This is a genomic window from Kitasatospora sp. GP82 (assembly GCF_029892105.1).
In the GTDB taxonomy this organism is placed as follows: domain Bacteria; phylum Actinomycetota; class Actinomycetes; order Streptomycetales; family Streptomycetaceae; genus Kitasatospora.
The window spans coordinates 62,410-85,018 of the sequence record NZ_JARZAJ010000014.1 but is presented as its reverse complement, the minus strand read 5'-3'; the positions used below and the strand labels follow the sequence as shown (position 1 = coordinate 85,018).

At 72.0% G+C, this 22,609-nt stretch carries 20 protein-coding genes and 3 pseudogenes; 14 read left to right on the top strand and 9 right to left on the bottom strand.

Translation table 11 applies throughout. The features are described from left to right. Positions 1–157: 157 nt before the first annotated feature. The 3 genes from P3T39_RS16695 to P3T39_RS16685 form a co-directional block, all read right to left on the bottom strand. Positions 158–661, bottom strand: a complete 504-nt coding sequence (locus tag P3T39_RS16695; protein ID WP_280698449.1) for a nucleotidyltransferase domain-containing protein — start codon at positions 659–661, stop codon at positions 158–160. Between the two features lie 120 nt (positions 662–781). Beyond that, the gene (locus P3T39_RS16690; protein WP_280698448.1) at positions 782–1,726 is read right to left on the bottom strand and encodes an NAD(P)-dependent oxidoreductase; all 945 of its coding nucleotides are present in this window, start codon (positions 1,724–1,726) and stop codon (positions 782–784) included. 42 nt (positions 1,727–1,768) lie between these two features. Further along, on the bottom strand, positions 1,769–1,957 hold the full coding sequence (locus tag P3T39_RS16685) for a hypothetical protein (RefSeq protein ID WP_280698447.1): 189 nt from the start codon (positions 1,955–1,957) through the stop codon (positions 1,769–1,771). A 143-nt stretch (positions 1,958–2,100) separates the two neighbouring features. On the opposite strand from P3T39_RS16685, the gene P3T39_RS16680 reads away from it, so the two are divergent. Further along, entirely contained in the window at positions 2,101–2,523 is a 423-nt protein-coding gene (locus P3T39_RS16680) for an ASCH domain-containing protein (RefSeq protein ID WP_280698446.1), read from the top strand. Between the two features lie 37 nt (positions 2,524–2,560). Here P3T39_RS16680 and P3T39_RS16675 read toward each other — a convergent pair whose 3' ends face one another. Next, positions 2,561–3,763, bottom strand: coding sequence for a M20 family metallopeptidase (locus P3T39_RS16675; RefSeq protein WP_280698445.1), 1,203 nt, complete (start codon positions 3,761–3,763; stop codon positions 2,561–2,563). A gap of 138 nt (positions 3,764–3,901) precedes the next feature. On the opposite strand from P3T39_RS16675, the gene P3T39_RS16670 reads away from it, so the two are divergent. The 4 genes and pseudogenes from P3T39_RS16670 to P3T39_RS16655 all read left to right on the top strand — a co-directional run bounded on the left by P3T39_RS16670 (position 3,902) and on the right by P3T39_RS16655 (position 8,711). Beyond that, positions 3,902–4,936, top strand: a complete 1,035-nt coding sequence (locus tag P3T39_RS16670) for an Lrp/AsnC family transcriptional regulator (protein ID WP_280698444.1) — start codon at positions 3,902–3,904, stop codon at positions 4,934–4,936. A gap of 260 nt (positions 4,937–5,196) precedes the next feature. Next, positions 5,197–6,096, top strand: a complete 900-nt coding sequence (locus P3T39_RS16665) for an N-acetylmuramic acid 6-phosphate etherase (RefSeq protein WP_280698443.1) — start codon at positions 5,197–5,199, stop codon at positions 6,094–6,096. A 256-nt stretch (positions 6,097–6,352) separates the two neighbouring features. After that, positions 6,353–7,567 (top strand): annotated as a pseudogene (thrS, locus tag P3T39_RS16660) (threonine--tRNA ligase); the annotation flags it as partial. Positions 7,568–7,817: 250 nt separating this feature from the next. Beyond that, positions 7,818–8,711, top strand: coding sequence for a YhjD/YihY/BrkB family envelope integrity protein (locus P3T39_RS16655; protein WP_280698441.1), 894 nt, complete (start codon positions 7,818–7,820; stop codon positions 8,709–8,711). Positions 8,712–8,920: 209 nt separating this feature from the next. Here the strand turns inward: P3T39_RS16655 and P3T39_RS16650 are convergent, their stop codons facing one another. Both P3T39_RS16650 and P3T39_RS16645 read right to left on the bottom strand, forming a co-directional pair. Then, positions 8,921–9,619 (bottom strand): YoaK family protein, encoded by a 699-nt coding sequence (locus P3T39_RS16650; RefSeq protein ID WP_280698440.1) that lies wholly within the window; start codon positions 9,617–9,619, stop codon positions 8,921–8,923. Between the two features lie 126 nt (positions 9,620–9,745). Then, positions 9,746–10,024 (bottom strand): annotated as a pseudogene (locus P3T39_RS16645) (cytochrome P450); the annotation flags it as partial. A gap of 77 nt (positions 10,025–10,101) precedes the next feature. Between P3T39_RS16645 and P3T39_RS16640 the strand changes: the two are divergent. Next, complete coding sequence (locus P3T39_RS16640; protein WP_280698439.1) at positions 10,102–11,631, top strand: UDP-N-acetylglucosamine 1-carboxyvinyltransferase; 1,530 nt, start codon at positions 10,102–10,104, stop codon at positions 11,629–11,631. Between the two features lie 107 nt (positions 11,632–11,738). Here the strand turns inward: P3T39_RS16640 and P3T39_RS16635 are convergent, their stop codons facing one another. Further along, positions 11,739–12,230, bottom strand: a complete 492-nt coding sequence (locus tag P3T39_RS16635) for a hypothetical protein (RefSeq protein WP_280698438.1) — start codon at positions 12,228–12,230, stop codon at positions 11,739–11,741. Between the two features lie 276 nt (positions 12,231–12,506). Between P3T39_RS16635 and P3T39_RS16630 the strand changes: the two genes are divergently transcribed. Continuing rightward, the gene (locus P3T39_RS16630) at positions 12,507–13,448 is read left to right on the top strand and encodes a pseudouridine synthase (RefSeq protein WP_280698437.1); all 942 of its coding nucleotides are present in this window, start codon (positions 12,507–12,509) and stop codon (positions 13,446–13,448) included. Positions 13,449–13,660: 212 nt separating this feature from the next. Then, positions 13,661–16,501 (top strand): penicillin acylase family protein, encoded by a 2,841-nt coding sequence (locus tag P3T39_RS16625; RefSeq protein ID WP_280698436.1) that lies wholly within the window; start codon positions 13,661–13,663, stop codon positions 16,499–16,501. Positions 16,502–16,565: 64 nt separating this feature from the next. Here the strand turns inward: P3T39_RS16625 and P3T39_RS16620 are convergent, their stop codons facing one another. After that, complete coding sequence (locus P3T39_RS16620) at positions 16,566–17,738, bottom strand: HAMP domain-containing sensor histidine kinase (RefSeq protein WP_280698435.1); 1,173 nt, start codon at positions 17,736–17,738, stop codon at positions 16,566–16,568. Next, on the bottom strand, positions 17,735–18,460 hold the full coding sequence (locus P3T39_RS16615) for a response regulator transcription factor (protein WP_280698569.1): 726 nt from the start codon (positions 18,458–18,460) through the stop codon (positions 17,735–17,737). Before P3T39_RS16615 ends, P3T39_RS16620 begins: the two co-directional genes overlap by 4 nt. Positions 18,461–18,890: 430 nt before the next feature. Here P3T39_RS16615 and P3T39_RS16610 point away from each other — a divergent pair. The 6 genes and pseudogenes from P3T39_RS16610 to P3T39_RS16585 all read left to right on the top strand — a co-directional run. Continuing rightward, a pseudogene (locus P3T39_RS16610) lies at positions 18,891–19,565 on the top strand (glycosyltransferase family 2 protein); the annotation flags it as partial. Next, positions 19,539–20,228, top strand: a complete 690-nt coding sequence (locus tag P3T39_RS16605) for a DUF2064 domain-containing protein (protein ID WP_280698568.1) — start codon at positions 19,539–19,541, stop codon at positions 20,226–20,228. The pseudogene P3T39_RS16610 and the gene P3T39_RS16605, both read left to right, overlap by 27 nt. Continuing rightward, entirely contained in the window at positions 20,225–20,890 is a 666-nt protein-coding gene (locus P3T39_RS16600) for a class I SAM-dependent methyltransferase (RefSeq protein WP_280698434.1), read from the top strand. The genes P3T39_RS16605 and P3T39_RS16600 overlap by 4 nt, the downstream gene beginning before the upstream one ends. A gap of 132 nt (positions 20,891–21,022) precedes the next feature. Then, positions 21,023–21,766 carry a hypothetical protein gene (locus P3T39_RS16595; RefSeq protein ID WP_280698433.1) on the top strand — a complete coding sequence of 248 codons (744 nt, stop codon included), beginning with the start codon at positions 21,023–21,025 and terminating at the stop codon, positions 21,764–21,766. Between the two features lie 248 nt (positions 21,767–22,014). Then, on the top strand, positions 22,015–22,206 hold the full coding sequence (locus P3T39_RS16590) for a hypothetical protein (RefSeq protein ID WP_280698432.1): 192 nt from the start codon (positions 22,015–22,017) through the stop codon (positions 22,204–22,206). 165 nt (positions 22,207–22,371) lie between these two features. Beyond that, positions 22,372–22,593, top strand: coding sequence for a hypothetical protein (locus P3T39_RS16585; RefSeq protein ID WP_280698431.1), 222 nt, complete (start codon positions 22,372–22,374; stop codon positions 22,591–22,593). The last annotated feature ends 16 nt before the right edge of the window (positions 22,594–22,609 follow it).

Here is a 22,609-nt window from a genome sequence, read left to right as displayed (position 1 = left end):
GTCCCAGGCTCGCTCGTCGGCATCCGCCGCCCGGTACTTCGCCCGCCCGCCATGGCGGCCCACTTCGCGGCTGACGGTCGACGGCGCCCGGCCCGGCCTCCCTGCAATCGCGCGGAGGGACTCGCCACGGGCCAGCCCCCGGGAGACCTCCTCGCGCTCAGCCAGCGTCAGGGCGCTGTCCGCCCGTTTCCGTTCGGCGGGGACGAAGCCGCCGTTCGCCTTCACCACGCCGTGGATCGAACCGGGGACCTTCCCCTTCGCGGAGGTCCGCCTCGGCCGGCGCACGGGCGCGTCCGGCCGCACCATCCGTGTCGACCAGGACGAGACCGGTGGCATACATGCTCTGCAGGACCGCACGACGTACGGCAACGTCCGCAGCGAAGAGGTCCACGAGACCGGCACGGGTGTGGACGAAGAGTTCCACGACCCGTCCCTCGAACCGGATCGTCTCCCGGCAGGTCTCGCTGCCATCTCCGATGAGCACCGCGATGTCCAGGTCACTGCCGGCAGTGGCTCGCCCCGCAGCCGTCGACCCGGCAAGGATCACGGCGAGCGCATCGGGGAAACGGTCACACGCCAGACGTCGAGCATGGTCGACGGGGTCCGGGTCCATGCCGGTCAGGGTTCCGGAAACCTTGGCCGGCAGCGACTGGGTTCTCATCCCACGGCCTGACCGCTACGAATCGCGACGGATCCGAGAAACACGGAGGGACGGACACAGACCGTTCCGACCCGAGAGCGGCCCAGCAGAGGCCGGCCTGCGGCCGATTGGGGCCGGTCGTCAGTCGAGTCCGGCGCGGCGGCGGGAGACCTCGGCGACTGCTGACCAGTCGCGGTCCGCGTCGCCGTGGGCGATCGCGTCCAGGAACGCGTCGCGCAGCACGCTGCCGAAGGGGAGCGGGACGTGCTGCTCGGCGCCCGCTTCGAGTGCGAGGCCGACGTCCTTGAGGCCGAGGGCGAGGCGGAACCCGGCGGGCTCGTAGCGCCGTTCGGCGACCATCGCGCCGTAGCCGCCGTAGACCGGGCCGGGGAAGACGGTGTTGGTGAGCAGCTCGATCAGGTCGGTCGCCGCCACTCCGTTGGCCTCGGCCAGGCTGCTGGCCTCGGCGAGGGACTCGATGGCGCAGGCGAGCAGGAAGTTGGCGCTGATCTTGGCGGCATTGGCCTGGTGCGGCTCACTGCCGAAGCGCCAAGTCCGCTGTCCCATCGCGGCGAACAGCGGCTCGGCCCGCTCCAGCAGCTGATCGGGGCCTGCGGCAAGGATGTTGAGCCGACCGGCCTCCGCCACCTCGGTGCGGCCGAGGACGGGGGCGGAGAGGTAGCCGAGGCCGTGTTCGGCGTGCAGCTCGACCGCGCGGCGGGCCAGTGGCAGTGAGACGGTGGCCATGTTGATGTGCAGCGTGGCCCGGGCGCCCGCGAGCAGGGCCGGGTCGTGCAGCAGGGCCTCGACCGCCCGGTCGTCCGCGACCATGGAGACGACGACCTCGTTGGCGAAGACCTCGGTCAAGTCGGCGGCGGCCACCGCGCCCTGGGCGACGAGAGCCTTCACCGGATCGGGCGAGCGGTTCCACACCTGGACGGAGAAGCCGGCCCGGAGCAGATTGGCGGCCATGCCGCGCCCCATTCCGCCCAGCCCGACGAAGCCCACCGTAGGTTTGGCCATCGTAACTGCGGTCACCGGTTCTCTCCTCGCCGTTGTCGCAAGCCGTACGGACCCGTACGGCATCCGACTCTACGTCGGACACCCGACGCAGAGCCCGGGCGGACGTCAGCGATCGGCATCGTCCGCGGTGTTGTCACCCGTGGCCTGGTCGGGCACCGGCAGGGTGTCCGGGGTGAGGATCCCGGAGCTGCGGCTACCGGTGTCGGCCGAGCCCGCGTGGGCATTCGGGGCCGTGAGCGAGGCGACCACTCCGACGGCCAGGGACGCGACGGCGAGCATGCTGCGCTTCTTCATGCCCCGTCCAACGAGCCACCCGCCGAGAAGTCACGCCAACGACTGCGGTGACAGTCAATGACTGCGGTGAACGGCTGCAACTGCCGCGCCTGCGTGCGGAAAACCGTTCGGGCCACCGCGTGGCGCCGCACTACGGTGGCCGCATGACGACCGATCCCACCTCCCTGCCCACGGCCTGCTTCGCCTTCCCCGGCCCGCTCCGCGACCGCCTGGTCGCGGCGATCCTCGACGGTTCCAAGACCTCGACCACCGGTCTGCTCGCCGAGTACGAGCAGGCAGACGAGCCGCTGCCGCAGGTGGGCTCCCGGTCCGCCGTGGTCGACTCCGCCGACCGACCGGTCGCCGTCATCGAGGTGACGGGCGTGCGCGTCGTGCCGCTGGCCGAGGTCGACCTGGCACACGCGGTGGACGAGGGCGAGGGCCACACCTCGGTCGCTCAGTGGCGGGCGGACCACGAGAGGTTCTGGCACAGCCCGGATTTGCGGGCCGCACTGGGCGATGCCGCGTTCACCGTGGACGACACCACTCCCGTGGTCCTCGAACGCTTCCAGCTTGTCACCGAGTAGTCGGCGCACGGACGAGTGGGCCCAAACGAGCGGGCCGTCAGGCGGCGGTGTCCGCGAGGCGGCGGGTCGCCAGGTCGGCGAGCAGGGCTGTCTGACGGGTGAGCACCCGGTCGTCGAAGGTCGCTGACGGCGCATGGTTCATCGGAGCCGTCCGCGGATCGCCGCCCGGCGCGATGGCACCGAGCATCACCATCGCGCCGGGCACCTGCTGGAGGACGAGCGAGAAGTCCTCGGAGCCGCTCGAAGGGCGGGGCGCCACCATCACCTGGTCGGGGCCGAAGAGCTCACGGGCGGCTTCGAGTGCGAACCCGGTCTCGTCGGGGGTGTTGACGGTCACCGGGTAGACCGTCCTGAAGTCCACCTCGACTTCGAGACCGTGTGCCTGGGCGATTCCCCTGATCAGCGTCGGCAGGCCGGTGCGCAGTCGCGCCTGGTTGGCCTCGGAGTAACTGCGGACGGTGGCCTCGAAGGTGGCGGTGTCGGGGATGACATTGCTCTGCGTCCCCGCGCTGAGGCGGCCGACCGTGACGATCACGGGGTCGAAGGCGTCGAAGGCCCGGGTCGTATACGTCTGCAGCGCGGTGACCATCTCGCAGACGGCGGGCACCGGGTCCTGGGCGAGGTGCGGCGCCGAGCCGTGGCCGCCCCGGCCGCGTACGGTCACGCACAGCTCGTCGCAGGCGCTCAGCACGGTGCCGGGCCGGCTGACGAGCAGCCCGTGCGGCAGCAGGTTGGCGGCGACATGGATCGCGTAGGCGGCGTCCAGCGGCTTCCCTGCGGCCTCCAGGACGCCCTCCTCGATCATCGCTCCCGCGCCGTTGAAGCCCTCCTCCCCCGGCTGGAACATGAAGACCACATCGCCCTTGAGCTGCTCACGCCGGTCGCACAGCAGTCTGGCCGCGCCCACCAGACCGGCGGTGTGCAGGTCGTGGCCGCAGGCGTGCATCCGGCCGTCGATCCTGGAGGTGTACTCGGCGCCGCTGGTCTCCTGGACGGGCAGCGCGTCCATGTCGCCGCGCAGCAGTACCGCACCGCCCGGTCCACCGGTGCCACGCAGGACGGCCGTGACGGAGCTGAGCGAGCGTCCGGTGCTGATCTCCAGTGGCAGTCCGTCCAGTGCTGCCAGCACCTTCTCCTGGGTGCGCGGAAGGTGGAGTCCGAGCTCCGGCTCGCGGTGCAGCGCTCGGCGCAGTTCGACCAGCTCGCCGTGGAGTTCCCTCGCTCGCTCGACTGTCGTCATGGGTGTCCTCTGCCTCTCGTTCGTACCTGGTGTCCGATGGCGCGTCGGTCGTGCACAACGCCACGGACTGTCCCAGGATGAAGCTCTGGAGCAGATACCTACCCGTATTCGCCGGGAAAGCGCAGGCAGAAGGGCCCGATGCAGGAATCCGACAGTCTCGACGAGCTCGACCGGGCGCTCGTCCACGCTCTGCAGATCGCTCCCCGGGCGAGCTGGGCCAGGATCGGCGCCGTGCTGGACATTGATCCGGTGACGGCCGCTCGGCGGTGGAACCGGCTGGCTGCCCGGGGCGCGGCATGGGTCAGCTGCTATCCGGGCCCCGGCCTGTCGGCCACCGGTCGGGGCTGTCTGGCCTTCGTGGAGGTGGGTTGCGCCAACGGCCGTCTGCTGGAGGTGGCCGGGCGGCTCGGCGAGCTTCCCTTCGTCAGCACCGTCGAGCACGTCACCGGTGAGCGGGATCTGCTGCTCACCGTGATGCGGCCCGATCTGGCCGCCCTCTCGCACTGGATCACCACCGGTCTGGGCTCGATGGAGGGCATCACCGCCCGTAGGGTCGAGCTCGCCTCGACCGTCTACACCGAGGGCAGCCGGTGGCGCCTGCGCGCCCTCTCCCCCGGTCAGGTCGCCCGGTTGACCGACACCGGCCAGGTGCCCGAGGAGAGTGCGGTCTTCGAGCCGTCCGTGCTGGACCGCCGGCTGCTGGTGGCCCTGTCGGCCGACGGTCGCGCCTCGTTCACCCGGCTCGCCGAGCAGTGCGACAGCAGCCCGGACACCGTACGGCGGCGGGTGGCCCGGCTGTTCGCCGCCCGGATGGTGCAGGCCCGCTGCGAGGTGGCCCGGCGGCTGTCCGAGTGGCCGGTCACGGTGATCGTCCGGGCCCAGGTGAGTCCGAGCGCGCTCGCGGAGGCCGCGCGGACGGTCTCGGGGATGCGTGAAGTACGGCTGTGCGCCGGGGTGACCGGCCGTCACAACCTGCTGATCATCGCCTGGGTCCGCTCGGCGGTCGATGCCCAGCGCCTGGAGGCCCGTCTGATCGACCGCCTTCCCGGCATCGTCATCGGCAACCGGGCCATCGCACTGCGGCCGACGAAACTCTCGGGCCACCTCCTCGACCGCTACGGCCACCGCCGGGGAACCGTCCCCATCAACCCCTGGGCCGATCCGCAGCCGTGACTCGCCCCCACCGGCCACCGGCACACGGACTCGGGGCGCGCCTCGGTACGAACGCGGACTCGCCGATGCGCGCGCACAGTTGATCAGTCAGAGTCCCGCTCCTCTGGGCGGTGTGCTCGCCAGTCCGCTCGTGACGGGCGGCCGGCTGCAGGCGAGTTGGGCACGCCAGGGGCCGAACCAGCAGCACCGCCAGTATCGTGCGACGCACTCGGAGCAACGCTGCCGCCGATGGACGCCCCCAACCCCGCCCGGGAGACCCCGTGACCACCCTGCCGCCCACCGAGCGCCGCAACCCGGCGACCGCCGACATCGACCTGCTGCCCACCCTCGATCTGCTGCGTGCCGTCAACGCGGCCGACGCGGAGGTACCCGCCACCGTCGCACGTGCGCTCCCGGTGCTGGCCGAGGCGGTCGACGCGGCGGTGGCCGCGCTGCGCGGCGGTGGCCGGGTGCACTACGCGGGCGCCGGCTCCTCCGGGCGTTACGCCGTGCTGGACGCCGCCGAACTCGCACCCACCTACGGACTGGAGCCGGGCCGCTTCACCGCCCATCTCGCGGGCGGTGCGGGCGCGTTGGCCCGGGCGGTGGAGGGCGCCGAGGACAGCGAGCCGGACGGAAGGAGCGCGCTGGCCGAGGTCGAGGCGGGTGATGTGGTCCTCGGGCTGGCGGCAAGCGGCCGGACCCCGTACGTGGCGGGCGCACTCGCTGCCGCGCGCGGGGCCGGCGCCACCGCCGTCCTGGTGAGCTGCAACCCGCAGGCGCCGCTCGCCGACCTCGCAGATCTGCATATCTGTACCGACACCGGCCCCGAGGTGGTCACCGGCTCCACCCGGATGAAGGCCGGCAGCGCACAGAAGCTGGTGCTGCACAGCTTCTCCACCGCCGTCATGGTCCGGCTGGGCCGCACCTGGTCGAACCTGATGACGGAGGTGGCCGCCACCAACGCCAAGCTGGTCGGCCGCAAGCTGACCATCCTCACCCAGGCCACCGGCGCCGACGAGGAGACCTGCCGTGCCGCACTGCGTGCCACGGGCGGTGAGTTGAAGCCCGCCCTGGTCGTGCTGCTCACCGGCGCCACCCCCACGGCCGCGCGCGTCGCGCTCCGCGCCGCCGACGGTGTGGTCCGGGCCGCGTTGGCGGAGCTCGCACGCCGCCCGTGAGGACGAGCCGGGGGTGGCGGACGGCCCAACCCGGCGGTGGAGTCGAATCCCCTTGTACGGGCGGTCGGGGCGCTGCTAGCGTTGATCACATGAAGCGCGCCGCAATTGTGACGACGACGCCGGAGAGTGTCCCGGCGCGCTGACTCGTGTTCTTCCACGAAGCCCCGGGGCGAGTGCCCCGGGGCTTCGCCATGGGGTCCCTCCCGGCCGAAGGCCGGGGAATGGTCACTCGTCCTGCCGACCACACAGGGAGCCCACCATGCACGACCACCGAAAGCTCGGCCGTGAGCTCGACCTCTTCGACACCGACCCGCTGATCGGCTCCGGCCTGCCGTACTGGCTGCCCGCGGGCGCAGCCGTCCGGCACAGCCTGGAGGAGTACATCCGCGGGGTCGAGCGCCGGGCCGGGTACCGCCACGTGTACTCGCCGGTGCTCGGAAAGCGCGAACTGTACGAGATCTCGGGCCACTGGGCGCACTACAGCGAGGACATGTTCCCGCCGATGGACCTGGGTGGCGAGCAGGTGGTGCTGCGGCCCAGCCTGTGTCCGCACCATGCGCTGATCTTCCGCTCCCGGGCCCACAGCTACCGGGAACTGCCGCTGCGGATGGCGGAGTTGGGCGGAATGTACCGCTCGGAGCCGTCCGGCGTGCTGGGCGGCCTGACCCGGGTACGGGCGATCCAGCTCAACGATGCCCATGTCTTCTGCACCCTCGACCAGGTCGCCGACGAGGCGCGGGCGGCGCTGGAGCTGATCCGGCAGGCGTACCGGGCGCTCGGGATCAGCCCGGCACGGATCCGGCTGTCGCTGCCGGGCCCGGGCGGAAAGTACGTCGCCGCACCGGAGTTGTGGGAGCGCTCCACCAAGCTGCTGACCGAGGTCCTGGACAGCTCCGGGCTCGCGTACGAGGCGGTGGAGGGTGAGGCCGCCTTCTACGGTCCCAAGATCGACGTGCAGATCGCCGACGGGGCCGGCCGCGAGGCGACCCTGTCCACCATTCAGGTGGACTTCCATCAGCCGGAGCAGTTCGATCTTCACTACATCGGCCCGGACGGTTCGCGCCACCGGCCCGTGATGGTCCACCGCGCGATCATCGGCAGTGTCGAGCGGGCCGTCGCCCATCTGATCGAGCTGCACGGCGGTGCCTTCCCTGCCTGGCTGGCACCCGTCCAGGTGGCGGTGCTCCCCGTCTCCGCCGGGGAGGTCCCGGCGGCGGCCGCCTTCGTGGAGCGCTGCCTCGACGAGGGACTGCGCGCGGAACTCGCCGACCCCGAACAGGGCACCCTCGGCGCCCGTGTCCGCGCTGCCCGCCTCGTCCCGTACCAGGTGGTCATCGGCTCCCGGGAGGCGGCCGCCGACCAGGTCTCCGTACGCCTGCGCGACGGCCGCCGCCTCGACCCGCTGCCCGTCCCCGGAGTCCTCGCCCGTATCGGGGCCCTGACCGGTGCGCACAGCCTGGACCTCTGGTGATCGGAGTGGCCTGAAGGGAGCCGAGTGGGACTTGACGGAGCCGGAGGGACCGAGTCGACCGGGTCGGGGCAGGAGCACGGGCCCGGTTCACCCGGGCGGCCGAGCCGCCCTGCCCGTCCGGATGACGAGCCGTCCGTCGATGCAGCCCGGTCCTGGAGGGCCGTGCAGCTCGGAGCGGGTGGCGGGCCGTGTCCGGGCGGGTCCGGAAGACACGCGGGTGAGAGCCTGGAACCGGAGGTGATCGGTGACCATGTCCGGACCGCCCTCGGGTCCTCCCGAACCCGAGGACCGCTCACGGGACGGCCGGGGGACGGGGGCGAGTGCCCTCACCGGGCCGCTGCCCGCGCACGGACGGCTGCGCGCCCTCGTCCATCGGATGTGGCGCCATGGCCGTGAGGTCGAGCTGATGCACCGGGCCATGGGCTTCGCGGCCCTGGGCTTTGTGACGCTGGTCCCCCTGCTGATCGTGGTCGCCGCCGCCTCCCCGGTGCACGGCGCCGGATTCGCCAGCTGGGTCGTCGACGGGCTCGGGCTGGCGGGCCGCTCGGCGCAGGAGGTACGGGACCTGTTCTCCTCGCCGAGCCAGGCGCTGAGCACCACGACCGCCCTCAGCCTCGCGGTCGCCAGCCTCTTCGGGATCTCCTTCATGGCGGCCGTTCAGACCGGCTACGAACGCGTCTGGCGCCTGCCCCCGGCGGCCTGGCACACCGTCTGGCGGCAGGCGATCGCCCTGGCCGGCCTGGTCGGCTTCCTGCTCGCCGCCGCCTGGGCCGGAGTCCCCTGGCAGGCCAGTCCCGCCCAGCCGACGCTCCGTCTGATGACCGCGCTGGGCGGCGGGGTGCTGTTCTTCTGGTGGACGCAGTGGCTGCTGCTGGGCGGCCGGGTGTGCTGGCGGGCGCTCTTCCCGGGATCGGTGGCAACGGTGCTGGCGCTGGTCGGACTTCGGATCTTCTCCCAGCTGGTGTTCTCGCCGCTGATCGTCTCCAACGCGCTCTCGTACGGGACGATCGGGACGGTGCTGGTGGTGCAGTCCTGGCTGGTCGGGGTCGGCTTCACCGTCCTCGCGGGCGCCCTGGCCGGCCATGCCGTCTGGGACCGCCACCGACACCACCAGCACCAGGACGGACCCGGCGCCCGGCGGTGAGCCGACGGCGCCGGCGCGTGCCCGGCAGGCTGGACGCTCTTCGGCAGCGCCCTGCGGTCTGCTGCGATGGTGCAGCAGACCGAAGACCCGGACATCAAGCCGGACTCCCCGCTGCGCTCCTCCCTGGTAGCCTCGGGCACCCCGGGAACCCGACTGGCCGTCAGCGGCTGTGCTGGCGTGGACAGCGCGCCGGGGGCGCTCCGCCACGCCTACCTCGCAAAGTGGCCCCGGCGCAGCGAGAACTCGGCGTGGAGGAAGTAGACGACGGCCACCACCGCGACGAAGGCACCGCAGAGGGAGAGCGACCACACCACTCCGCGGTGTTGCTGGAACCAGGCCCCCAGGAAGGCGCCGAAGGCCATGGCGGCCGCCGCGCCCAGCCGGCGCCGACTGCGTGGGCCGGTGCCGCCCGCCAGTTGCGAGTCGGCGGCCCAGCCGGTGAGCGTCATGGTCAGCACTGTGGTGGTCAGGTCGGGGACTCCCGTCCGGCGCACCGAGGCATTGCGGATACCCATGGCCACCGCGAGCACGGCGATCACCGGATAGCGCGCCCCGGCTCCGGCGGTGAAGGCCGTGGTGACCGCCGCCAGAGCGGTCAGCACGGCCTCCGCCGCCAGTGCGCCGCCGAACCAGCGGTGCGCCGGGCGGGAGTTCATCGCCACCGCGAACCGGCCGGCCAGTACGGCACCGGCGAGGAACCCGGCCAGCGAGGTCAACGAGGCGGCGGCCGAGAAGCCCGGCGCGCCCGCTGCGGCGAAGCCGACCACGACCACATTGCCGGTCATGTTCGCGGTGAAGACCCTGCCGAGCCCCAGGAAGCTGACCGCGTCGAGGAAGCCGCTGACCACGGTCAGCACCATGAGCGCCCCCGGCAGCGCCTCCCGGCTCTCGACCCGCATGTCACTCATCGCGCCATCATCTCAGCGCCCGGCGGGAGTTCGGATCGTTCACCGCCCCTGATCGCGTGTCGGCCGCGGTGGCGGGAGCCCGTGGCATCGGCTCAGGACGAGCCCGCCGCGACGCGAGCTGTCCTGGCGGCGGAGGTCGAGGCGCTCGGGCCGGTCGCAGTGCTCGGCGTCGTGGTTGGCCGAGCCGATGGCCAGCAGTACGGTCTCCCCGGCGGGGATGGTCACCCCGCCAACGGTGACGTCCTCCAGCGGGAAGCGGCGGATCGCGAGTGGTGCGGGGCTGTCGTAGCGGGTGAGTTCCTCGACGGCGGCGGGGAGCAGCTCGGGGTCGCGCCGAAGCTCGGCGAGCTGTTCGGGGTGGTCGAGGAGGGCGAGGACGCTGTTGCCGATGAGCTGGACGGTGTTCCGCCCGACCGGCCGTGGTGACGAGGGACACGCCAGCAGAATCTGTCGTATCTCAGATATGAGATATGGTCTGCTCCGTGACCGACGACTACCTCATGCGTATCGGCAAGCTCATCCGTGACGCCCGGCAGCACCGGGGCCTGACACAGGCCCAGCTCGGTGAGGCTCTGGGCACCAGCCAGAGCGCGGTGAACCGGATCGAACAGGGCAAGCAGAACATCAGCCTGGAGATGATCGCCCGCATCGGCGAGGCCCTGGACAGCGAGATCGTCTCGCTCGGCTACGCCGGTCCGATGCATCTGCGGGTCGCCGGCGGCACCCGGCTGTCGGGCGCCATCGACGTCCGCACCAGCAAGAACGCCTGCGTCGCCCTGCTCTGCGCCTCGCTGCTGACCACCGGCAGGACCACCCTCCGCCAGGTCGCCAGGATCGAGGAGGTGTATCGCATCCTTGACGTTCTGACCAGCATCGGTGTCAAGGTCCGCTGGCTGAACGACGGCCGCGACCTCGAGCTCGCTCCGCCCGCCGAGCTCGACCTCGCGTCGATGGACGTAGCGGCCGCCCGCCGGACCCGTAGCGTGCTGATGTTCCTCGGCCCGCTGATGCACCGTGCCGATCACTTCGACATCCCGTACGCCGGCGGCTGCGAGCTCGGCACCCGTACGGTCGAGCCGCATCTGACCGCACTGCGCCGCTTCGGCCTCGACGTGGCCACCACCGGTGGCAGTTACCACGCCAGCGTCTCGCCCGAGGTCTCGCCGGACCGTCCGATCGTGCTGACCGAGCGCGGCGACACCGTGACCGAGAACGCCCTGCTGGCCGCCGCCCGCCACGACGGGGTCAGCGTCATCCGCAATGCCAGCCCGAACTACATGGTCCAGGACCTGTGCTTCTTCCTGGAGCGGCTCGGCGTGCGGATCGAGGGGATCGGCACCACCACACTCACCGTGCACGGCAAGCGCGAGATCACCTGTGACGTCGACTACGCACCGGCCGAGGACCCGGTGGAGGCGATGAGCCTGCTCGCCGCCGCCGTCGCCACCTCCTCCGAGCTGACGATCCGCCGGGTGCCGGTCGAGTTCCTGGAGATCGAACTCGCCGTGCTGGAGCAGATGGGCCTGGACTACGACCGCAGCCCCGAGTACCCGGCGCAGAACGGCCGCACCCGGCTGACGGATCTGACCGTGCGCCCGTCCAAGCTCACCGCGCCGATCGACAAGATCCACCCGATGCCCTTCCCCGGCATCAACATCGACAACATCCCCTTCTTCGCGGTGATCGCCGCCGCCGCCCACGGCACCACGCTGATCCACGACTGGGTCTACGAGAACCGGGCCATCTACCTCACCGAGCTGGGCCGGCTCGGCGCCGACGTCAAGCTGCTCGACCCGCACCGGGTGCTCGTCCAGGGGCCGACCCGCTGGCGGGCTGCGGAGATGATGTGCCCGCCGGCCCTGCGCCCGGCGGTGGTGATCCTGCTCGCGATGCTGGCCGCCGAGGGCACCTCCGTACTGCGCAACGTGTACGTCATCAACCGCGGCTACGAGGACCTCGCCGAGCGGCTGAACTCGATCGGCGCCAAGATCGAGACCTTCCGCGACATCTGAGCGGCACCCTGGGACGGCGTCGGCCTTCGTCTCCTCATTCCTTCGCGCAAGGAAGCAAGAGAGACGAAGGCCGACATCGGACCGCCTACCGAGGACTCGACACCGCGTCAGTCTCCGGTGTTGGTGGCCCAGACCGGGCGGTTGCTGCTGTTGTAGACGACTACGTTGCCGTCGTCCTGCACGGCGAGGTAAGCACCCTTGTGCCAGGTGCCCGAGGCCCAGAGCGGGTGGCCGCCGCGGTCGTAGAGCACGAAGTTCCCGTCCTCCTGCATCACGGCGCAGTTGCCGTTGGGGTAGGCGCCGGGAGCCTGCCACACCGGCCTGCCGTCCTTGTAGAGGACGAAGTTGCCATCCTCCTGGACCCGGAGGACCGTCCGGCCGTTGCCCGAAGTCCACGCCTGGTTCCGGCAGAGCTGGGCCGGAGGGTAGATGTGGGAGTCGGTCCTGAGGTGCGCACCGCCTCGTGCGCCGATCCCCTGGGCAAGGTGGCTGCCGACGGTGGAGGGGGCGGCCGCATAAGCACTGCCCGCCAGCGCTCCGCCGACGGCCAGTGCCGTGGTCGCGAGTGCCACGGACAGATAGCTCTTGAGCTTGGTCACCGTATGTCCTTCCTTGGGAAACCAGGATTGCCCTGCCTTCAGGGCGTCACCATTAAATCTCCACAAGGATCACTTGAGCAATACTTTTAAAGAGCCCAGAAATAGTGTGATTTACCCTTGTTGGAAAATATGAGCTTCGTCTGCGATCGGATTCCTTAATCTGCTGGATCATTGGGTACGAACGTCATTGGTCCGCATATCCGGCGATTTCGAACGGAGCACGTCCGGGGGATGCCCGTCCGGGCCCGTCCCGCGGTTGGGCTACGCTGACCTGCGATGAGACGCAAGACCAAGGTGCCGCCCGCACCGCTGCCGCAACGGCTGGGCATCGACCCGGTCCGCCTGCGCCTGCCCGTCGGCGGGGCCTGGGCAACGGTGCGCGACCACCTGGTGGACCGGCTGCCGGTGCCTCCCTCGTTGATCGACAGCATGCTCGGCGAGGGTGCCGTCGTCGGCGCGGACGGGCCGCTGGCGCCCGATGCGCCCTATGTCCCCGGCGCGTTCATCTGGTACCACCGCGACTTTCCCGAGGAAGCCGTGGTGCCTTTTCCGATCACCGTGGTGCACCGCGACGAGAACCTGGTCATAGCGGACAAGCCCCATTTCATGGCAATGGCCCCCCGGGGGCAGCACGTCACCCAGACCGCACTCGCCCGGCTGCGCCGCGAGCTGGATCTGCCCACGCTCAGCCCCGCGCACCGGCTCGACCGGCTGACGGCGGGCCTGGCGATGTTCGTCATCCGGCCCGAGCACCGGGCCGCGTACCAGGGGCTCTTCCAGGACCGCCTGGTGCGCAAGGAGTACGAGGCCATCGCTCCGTACGACCCGGCGCTCGACCTGCCGCGCACGGTGAGCAGTCGGATCGTCAAGGAGCACGGCATCCTGGCCGCCCAGGAGGTGCCGGGGGCGCCCAACAGCGAGAGCCGGATCGAGCTCGCCGAGCACCGGGGCGCGCTCGGACGCTACCGTCTGGCCCCCGTCACCGGCCGGACTCATCAGCTGCGCGTGCACATGTGCAGCCTGGGCGTGCCGATCCTGGCGGACCCGCTCTACCCCGAAGTCCTGCCTGGCATCGCCCTGGACGACTTCAGCCGGCCGTTGCAACTACTGGCCAGGAGCCTGGAGTTCACCGACCCGGTGAGCGGGGCCCGGCACAGCTTCCGCAGCGGCCGCACACTGGAGAGCTGGCCCGCCGACGGCACCCGTCCGCGTCTCTGACGGCTCACCCGCTCAGGCGCTCCCCGGTCTCACTCCGACCTGGTGTGTCGCAGCCTTGCGCACACCCTGACGGCGCCGGGCTGCGAGACTGCGCCACGGGAGTCCGCCGCCGGAAGATCTTGCCCGGATGGCATGCACGCTACTAGGCAACCGGCCGGTAACCGACCTACCGTCAACTCCCCGTAGTCTCACGGACCCACGGAGGAGCTCGCATGCACCGACGCATCCCCGCGCTCAGACTCCAGGCGCTCAGACTCCCCGCGTTCAGGCGCCCCGCGCTCGGACTCCAGGCTGCCGCTCTCGCAGCAGCCCTTCTCGCGGCCGCCACCCTGGCCGCCGCCCCGGCCGCCGCCCCCAGGCCCGCACCCGCCGTGGCGGGCGACCTCTGCGGCGGCCGCTGTCTGGACGTCCTGCCGCCGGGCGAGAACGGCAACGCCACCCTCGCCGACATCCTGGTCAACCGTGTCTTCGGCACCCGCCCCGCCCACACCGACGACCAGCTCACCCCGTACGCGAACCTGGCCACCGCCTACCCCGGGCTCACCGACAGCACCCTGCGCAACTTCTTCAACGACTCCTCCTTCGGCGTCACCGCCGACCAGGTGGCATCCACCAGTTCGCCCCGCTCCGATGTCACGATCGTCCGGGACAAGTCCACCGGTGTCCCGCACATCACCGGCACCACCCGCTACGGCACCGAGTTCGGCGCGGGCTACGCCGCCGCGCAGGACCGACTCTGGGTGATGGACCTCTTCCGGCACGTCGGCCGCGGCGAGCTCTCCGGCTTCGCGGGCGGCGCGGCGGCCAACCGCCAGCTGGAGCAGAGCTTCTGGCAGGCCGCCCCCTACACCGAACAGGAGCTCCAGCAGCAGATCGACGCCGTCGCCACCCAGGGCGGCCGGGCCCGGCAGGCACTCACCGACGCCGGCGCCTACCTCGACGGGATCAACCAGTACATCAACGAGTCGTACCAGGGACGCTACTTCCCCGGCGAGTACGACCTGACGGGCCATGTCGACCCGATCACGAACGCGGGCGGGATCGAGCCCTTCAAGCTCACCGACCTGGTCGCCCTGGGTTCGGTGGTCGGTGCGCTCTTCGGCTCCGGCGGTGGCGGTGAACTGGCCTCCGCACAGGTCAAGTCGGCCGCCGAGGCTCGCTACGGCAAGGACACCGGCGACGCGGTGTGGAAGTCGCTGCGCGAGGCCGACGACCCCGAGGCCGTCAGGACCCTGCACGACGGACAGAGCTTCCCCTACGCGCAGCCGCCCGACCACCCGCAGGGCGTCGCGATGCCCGACACCGGTTCCGTGGTGCCCGAGCGAATGATCTACGACGCCACCGGTTCGGCGAACCAGAGCTCCACCCAGGCCCCCGGAGTGCTGCCGGGCAACCTGCTCAACGCGAAGCACGGGATGTCCAACGCCCTTGTGGTGTCCGGGCGTTACACGGACGACGGCCACCCCGTCGCGGTCTTCGGACCGCAGACCGGCTACTTCGCGCCGCAGTTGCTGATGCTGGAGGAGCTACAGGGCCCGGGCATCAGCGCGCGCGGCGCCGCCTTCGCCGGGCTGAGCTTCTACGTCGAACTCGGACGCGGCCAGGACTACGCATGGAGCGCCACCTCCGCCGGGCAGGACATCACCGACACCTACGCCGTTCCGCTCTGCACCACCGACGGCTCACCCGTCACCCTCGCCGCCGACTCCTACCTCTGGCACGGTCAGTGCCTCCCGCTGGAACGGCTGGAGCGGAAGAACTCCTGGACGCCGACGACCGCCGACTCCACCCCGGCCGGCTCGTACACCCTGGTGATGTACCGCTCCAACTACGGCTTGGTGACGGCCCGCGGGACGGTCGGCGGCGCACCCGTCGCCTTCACCTCACTGCGTTCCACCTACCGTCACGAGGTCGACTCCATCGTCGGCTTCCAGATGTTCAACGACCCCGGCGCGGTGCACGATCCGGCGGGTTTCCAGCAGGCGGCGGCAGCCATCGGCTACGCCTTCAACTGGTTCTACGCCGACTCGCGCGACACCGCGTACTTCAACTCGGGCAGCAACCCCGTCCGGGCCCCCGGCGTCGACCCCGGTCTGCCCGTCCGTGCCGAACCCGCCTACGAGTGGCTCGGATTCGACCCGGCCACCAACACCGCCCGCTACACACCGCCCGCCGAGCACCCGCAGTCGACCGACCAGGACTACTACGTCTCCTGGAACAACAGGCAGGCCGACGACTACGCGGCGGCCGGGTTCGGCAACGGCTCGGTACACCGGGCCAATCTGCTGGACGCCCGGGTCAAGTCCCTGGTGAACAGCGGCAACAAGGTCACCCGGGTGTCGCTCGCCCAGGCGATGGAGAGTGCCGCCCTCACCGACCTGCGGGCCGAGGACGTCCTGCCCGAACTGCTCAGGGTGATCCGCAGCGCACCGGTCACCGATCCCGCACTGGCCACCGCCGTACGGAACCTGGAGACCTGGCAGTCCGACGGCGGGCAGCGCCGGGAGAGTTCACCGGGCAGCCACACCTATGCCGACGCCGACGCGATCCGCACCCTGGACGCCTGGTGGCCGCTGCTGGCGGACGGGGTGTTCAGGCCCGGGCTCGGGGACGGGCTGTTCACCGCGCTGACGGGGGCGTTGCAGATCAACGAGTCGCCGTCCGGCGGCCAGACCGGACCGACCAGCGGCGGGGCGAGTGCCAACGAGTCCATCCCGCACAAGGGTTCGGCCTTCCAGTACGGCTGGTGGAGCTACCTCGACAAGGACCTGCGGCATGTCCTCGGGGACCAGGTCGCCGGGCCGCTGGCCCAACCGTACTGCGGTGGAGGCGATCCGGCGTCCTGCCGGACCGTCCTGCTGACCACCCTCAGCAGCGCGCTCGCGCAGACTCCGGCCCAGGTCTACCCCGGTGACGGCGACTGCTCGGCCGGCGACCAGTGGTGCGCCGACACGATCATCCAGCGCCCGCTCGGCGGCGTGACCGACGGCAAGATCACCTGGCAGAACCGGCCGACCTACCAGCAGGTGGTGCAGTTCCAGAACCACCGCTGACCCGACCGGCCGCCGGGACCGGGTGGCCGGGTGGCACGCCCCTGCCACCCGGCCCCGGCGGCACTCACCCCCGCATCGCGGGTCGGCCGGGTCCGGCGGCCGTCGGCAGGACGATCTCGAAGCAGCAGCCACCGCCGACGTTGCGGACACTGGCCCGGCCCGCATGGGCCTCGACGATGCCGCGCACGATGGCCAGACCGAGGCCCGCGCCGCTGTCGCCGTGATCCGGCCCCGGGCCGTCGGCGGCGGCGCGCGGCGTACGGGCGGTGACGCCCCGCCAGCCGGTCTCGAAGACCCGGGGCAGGTCCTGTTCGGGGATTCCGCCGCAGCCGTCGGTCACGGAGAGGACCACCTCGTCCGCCTCGCGGCGGGCCGCGACCGCGACGACTCCGTCCGCCGGGGTGGCCCGGATGGCGTTCACCAGCAGATTGCCGAGGACCCGGGTGATCTCCCGGCCGTCCACCTCGACCGGCTCGGGTGCCACCTGCTGCCCCTCCAGTCGCACCCCGCGCTGACGCGCCAGCGGGTACGCCCCCGCGATGGCGTCGCCGACCAGGTCGTAGACGGAGACCCGGGCGAGCGAGAGGGTCAGCGCACCGGCCTGGATCCGGGAGAGCTCGAAGAGGTCGTCCACCATGCCGGTGAGCCGGTCCACCTCGGTGCGGATCCCGAGCAGGTAGCGGGCCGGTTCCTCGGCGACTCCGTCCTCCAGCGCCTCGGCCATCGCGCGCAGCCCGGCGAGCGGGGTGCGCAGGTCGTGCGAGATCCAGGCGATCAGCTCACGACGGGAGTGCTCCAGGGCCTGTTCGCGCCTGCGGGACTCGGCGAGCCTGGCGCTGGTGGCCGCCAACTCGGCGCTGAGTTCGGCGAGTTCGGAACCGAGCGGCTGCGCCGGGGCGGCGAATCCGCTGTCGCTGCCCACCGTACGGGCGGCGCGGGCCAGCGCCCGGCTGCCCGCGACCACCTGACGGCCGAGCACGGCGGCCGTCACCAGCGAGACCACGGCCGCCATGCACAGCACCGTTATCACCACGCCGAGGTCGTGGTCGGACAGGAACATGGCCTGGGCCACCGCCAGCGTCCCTGCGGTCATCGCGAGCACGGTCACCACGGCCACGCTGAACAGCGAGAGAGCGAGCGAGCGACGGCGCAGCAGGCGCACCACCGGCCAGCCGAGCAGAGCGGAGGCGCCCGCGCCGAGAGCGGCGTAGGCGGCGATCAGCAGCAGATCCTTCACGGCCGGTCGGCTCCCCATCTGGTCGGGTCGGAGGCAGGCGCCGGGTCGAAGCGGTAGCCGACGCCCCACACGGTGCTGATCAGGACGGGCGCGGCCGGGTCGTCCTCGATCTTCTCGCGCAGCCTGCGGACATGGACGGTGACGGTGGAGAGGTCCCCGAAGTCCCAGCCCCAGACGCGCTGCATCAGCTCCTCTCGGCCGAACGCGGTCCCGGGGTTTCGCAGGAGGAAGGCGAGCAGGTCGAACTCCCGCAGGGTGAGCGCGAGTTCGCGTCCACCCCGGCGGGCCCGACGGGCCTGCGGGTCGAGCACGAGGTCGCCCGCCGTGACCAGCTCCGGCGGTGTCGCGGGCGCGGCGGCGGCCCGGGCGCGGCGCAGCACGGACTGGACCCGCAGGGTGAGTTCGCGCGGGCTGAACGGCTTGGTGACATAGTCGTCCGCGCCGAGTTCCAGACCGAGGATCCGGTCGGCCTCGTCGCCCTTGGCGGTGAGCATCACCACCGGCAGCTCGGCTCCGTACTCGGTCGCGCGCAGGCGGCGGCAGACCTCCAGGCCGTCGATCCCCGGGAGCATCAGGTCGAGCACGACCAGGTCCGGCGGGGCCGCGGCGGCGGCTACGAGCGCCGTGTGGCCGTCGGCCGCACGCTGCACCTGATGGCCAGCGCGCACCAGATAGCCGGCCACCACCTCCGCGACGGTGGGGTCGTCGTCGACCACCAGGATCCGCGCGGCCCTGGCCGCACCCGGGGCGCCGGCTCCTCCCGCACCGCCCGCGCCGGGGCCGGCTCCGGGGGCCGCGTCGCGAGCTGCCCGAAGACCGGGCGCTGCGGCTTCGGTTCCGGCTCCGGCTCCGGCTCCGGCTCCGGCTCCGGCTCCGGCTCCGGGCGGTTCAGAGCCGGATGGCCCCGACCGTTCCCCGCTGGACGACCTGGCCGCCCCGGTGCCGACGGCCCCCGGGGGATTCGCCACGGCCGATGTGGAAGGTTTCTCTGTCACGTCTTCGAGGATAGAAAGCTCTCCGCGCCGACCCGCCACTGCGGACTGCTCCGTACGACTTCCGTAAGGTCGCGGTGCCACCTCGGCCCGCCCGGTGCTGGGTAGCGTGAGCCGGGTGACCACTCCTCCCCCACCGGCCGAACCGACCGCCCCCGAGGTGCCGCCCGTCGCTGCCGTCCCGCCCGTCGACGTCGTCCTGCCCTGCCTGGACGAGGCCGCCGCGCTGCCCTGGATACTCGGCCGGATCCCCTCGGGATGGCGCGCGATCGTCGTGGACAACGGTTCGACGGACGGCTCCGCCGAGCTCGCGCGCTCGCTGGGCGCGACGGTCGTCCGCGAGCCGCGCCGGGGCTTCGGCGCGGCCTGCCACGCGGGCCTGCTGGCCTCCTCCGCCGAGCTGGTGTGCCTCCTGGACTGCGACGGCTCGCTCGACCCGGCCCAGCTGCCGCGCGTGATCGCGCCGCTGGTGGACGGTACGGCGGACCTGGTGCTCGGGCGGCGCCGCCCCACCTCCCGGGGCGCCTGGCCGCTGCACGCCCGCTTGGCCAACGCCGAACTGTCCAGGCGTCTGCGCGCCAGGACCGGAGCCCCGCTGCACGACCTCGGACCGATGCGGGCGGCCCGCCGTGAACGCCTGCTCGCCCTGGGCCTCGGCGACCGCCGTTCCGGCTACCCGCTGGAGATGGTGCTCGCGGCAGCGGCGGCCGGGATGCGGATCGCCGAACGCCCGGTGGACTACCGGCCCCGCACCGGCCGCTCCAAGGTCACCGGCACGCTGCGCGGCACCCGCCAGGCCGTACGGGACATGCGGGCCGTCCTCGCCGCCCCGCCGCCGACCCTGCTGGTGATCGCCAAGGAGCCGCTGCCGGGACGGGCCAAGACCCGGCTGACGCCGCCGTGCACGCCGGAGCAGGCCGCCGCCCTCGCCGAGGCCGCACTCACGGACACCCTCCGCACGCTGTCGACCGTCCCGGCCGGGCGCCGATTGCTGGTCCTGGACGGCACGCCCGGCCCCTGGCTGCCGCCCGGCTGGGAGGTGGTGCCGCAGTCGGCGGGCGGCCTCGACGTCCGACTGGCCGCGGCCTTCGCCCATGCCGCGCCACAGGCGCCCGCGCTGCTGGTCGGCATGGACACACCGCAGCTCACCGCTCGGATGCTCGCCGAACCGCTGTCCGCTGCCCAGCGGGCCGGGGTGGATGCCTGGTACGGGCCCGCGACGGACGGCGGTTTCTGGGCACTCGGCCTGGCCCGCCCGACGGCCGCGCTCGCCCGCCGACTGCTGCTCGGCGTACCGATGTCGTGCGATCGGACCGGCGCGGTGCTGCAAGAACGCCTGTCCGCATCCGCACTGACGGTACGTCAACTTCCGGACCTGACGGATGTGGACACCGTCCACGAGGCCGCGCGGGTCGCCCGACTCGCACCCGAGGGCCTGTTCGCCCGCTGCTGGCGGTCCGTCGCTCGGACGCAGGCCGGCAGTGAGGTGGCGGGGTGACGGCCGGGGCGCAGCCGTGGGTGGACGACCCGTTCGCCGAGGCGATGCGGTCCGGGCACGGCCCGCTGTGGCTGCGACGGCCGGACGGCAGGCGGCTGCGGCTGGAGGTGGAGCGCTGGTGCGCACCGGCAGCCGGGGCCGACCACGAACTGCTGGGCCGCTGCGCCCGGTTGGGCAGGCCGGTGCTGGACCTGGGCTGCGGTCCGGGCCGCCTGGTCGCGGAGTTGCTCGCGCTGGGCGTACCGGCGATGGGAGTCGATGTGACCTTGGCCGCCGTGGCCCGTACGCACGATCTCGGTGGTCCGGCGCTCTGCCGCTCGGTCTTCGACCGACTGCCCGCCGAAGGCCGTTGGGGTGTCGTGCTGCTCGCCGACGGCAACCTCGGGATCGGCGGCGATCCGGATGCCTTGCTCCGTCGGGTCGCCGAACTCCTCACCCCTGGTGGCCAGTTGCTGGTCGAGGTCGAGTCGACGGCGGTGGACGAATGCCTGACCGTCCAGGTGGAGGGGCCGGACGGCCGGTGCGGGCCACCGTTCCCGTGGGCCCGACTGGGCGCTGCGGCGACCGCCCACCGAGCAGCCCGTACCGGCCTGAGCGAACTGGAACGCTGGACCTCGCACGGCAGGACCTTCCTGGCCCTCGCCCGTGACCGGCGGGCATGACGGCGCTTCGCGCAGGCGCCGACCGACCCCGGACCGGGCGGGGAGACGGACGCATGGTGTACTTCCGCTGACCGGCCTCACTCGGCAGCCGGCCCGGCAGGTCGGTGAGGCATCGAGAGGGGAGAGTCGAGCATGGTGCGTCTGTCGGCAGCCGAGTACGGGGGCTTCCCGGCCGGAGCGACCGCTACGGGGATGGGCCGTCGCCGCTTCCTGGTCGGCCTGGCCGCCGGAGCACCCTTGGTACTCGCGGGGTGCGGTGGCAGCAAGGGCAAGGCAGCAGAAGCCCCCGTACCCACCGCAACGCCCAGCTCAGCACCCAGCGCTGTGCCCGCCCGCACAGGTACCGGCGACACCACGGTGATGATCATCAGGCATGGCGAGAAGCCCGACGGCAGCCACCCCGGCCTCGACGAGAATGGGCGGGGCGACGGCCACTCCCTCACCGACCGGGGCTGGCAGCGGGCCCGGGCGCTGCCGCAGCTGTTCGACCCGGCAGGCCGGAAGCCGCTCACGGCGGGCCTGGTCCGTCCGGCCAGGATCTACGCGGCGACCGACCAGGGCCCGCACGCAGGCGCGCACCGAATGCGACAGACCGTCACCCCGCTGGCCGCGCACCTCGGGCTCACGGTGGACACCACCTACGCCGAGTCGCAGGAGGCCGCGCTCGCCACGGCCGCGGTCTCCGTCCCAGGGCCGGTGCTGATCTGCTGGGAGCACTCCCGCATTCCCGCCATCGTCAATGCCCTCGGGGCCTCGCACACCGGCGTTCCCGGCACCTGGCCGGACCGCTTCGACCTGGTCTGGGTGTTCACCCGCACCGGCGGCACCTGGTCCTTCCGCCAGGTCTCCCAGCAGCTACTGGACGGAGACAGGTGAACTTGACCCGGTCCTGAAGAAATCGGGCTTGTGGGTAGGGCGCGGCTGGCTGATAGTCGGGGGACAACCCCAGTTGCGCGGGCCCGCTGCCTGGATGGTCCAGCGGATCTTGAACATGCACGCTGAATGCGTCCGGTTCGCAGATGCGGCCAGCGGGTCGCACCAGGGGGGGTTCACTCATGAACGACCGTTCTCGGCAGCATGTTCGCGCTCTTTCGGCGTCCGGGCGTCGGCGCGGGATCGCTGTGGTGGCCGTGACAGCCGCCGTGTTGGCGGTGGGCGGCACGCTGCCCGCTTCTGCGGGGCAGTCCCACGGCTCTGTTGATGGCGTACGCCAGGGCGTGGAGCGTCTGGTGGCCGACGACAAGTTCCCCGCCGCTCCGGCCTCGACCGTCGACTGTGACGGGCATGCCCGCAACACCGTCCTGTGCAAGAAGTGACGGCCGACAAGACCTGGCACGGTGGGAAGTTCGCGAACCGACGCGTTCCGCTCCCCCGCCGCTACGGCGCGCAGCGTGTCGCGGCCCTGCTCCACCTCCGCGCGGGAGCGCGGCACGTACTCCAGGACGCCGCCGGCCTCGGGCGCGAGGATGTGCAGGACCACGGTGTACTCGGAGACGTCGAAGTGCCAGTCCTGCTCGTCCCCGTGGTGGTGGAGATGCACCGTCATCGCCCCGAGCGGATCGGCGGACGGGCGCGGGGAGTTGGGGCACAGCCTCACCCACCTGATGCGGGCGCTGGCCGACTGGTCGAAGGAGCATCGACCGGCCATCGCCGACTCGCGGCGGACCTGGGACGAGGCCAACCCGGAGTCCGAGATCCGCTGAGCGGCCCGGGCCGGGA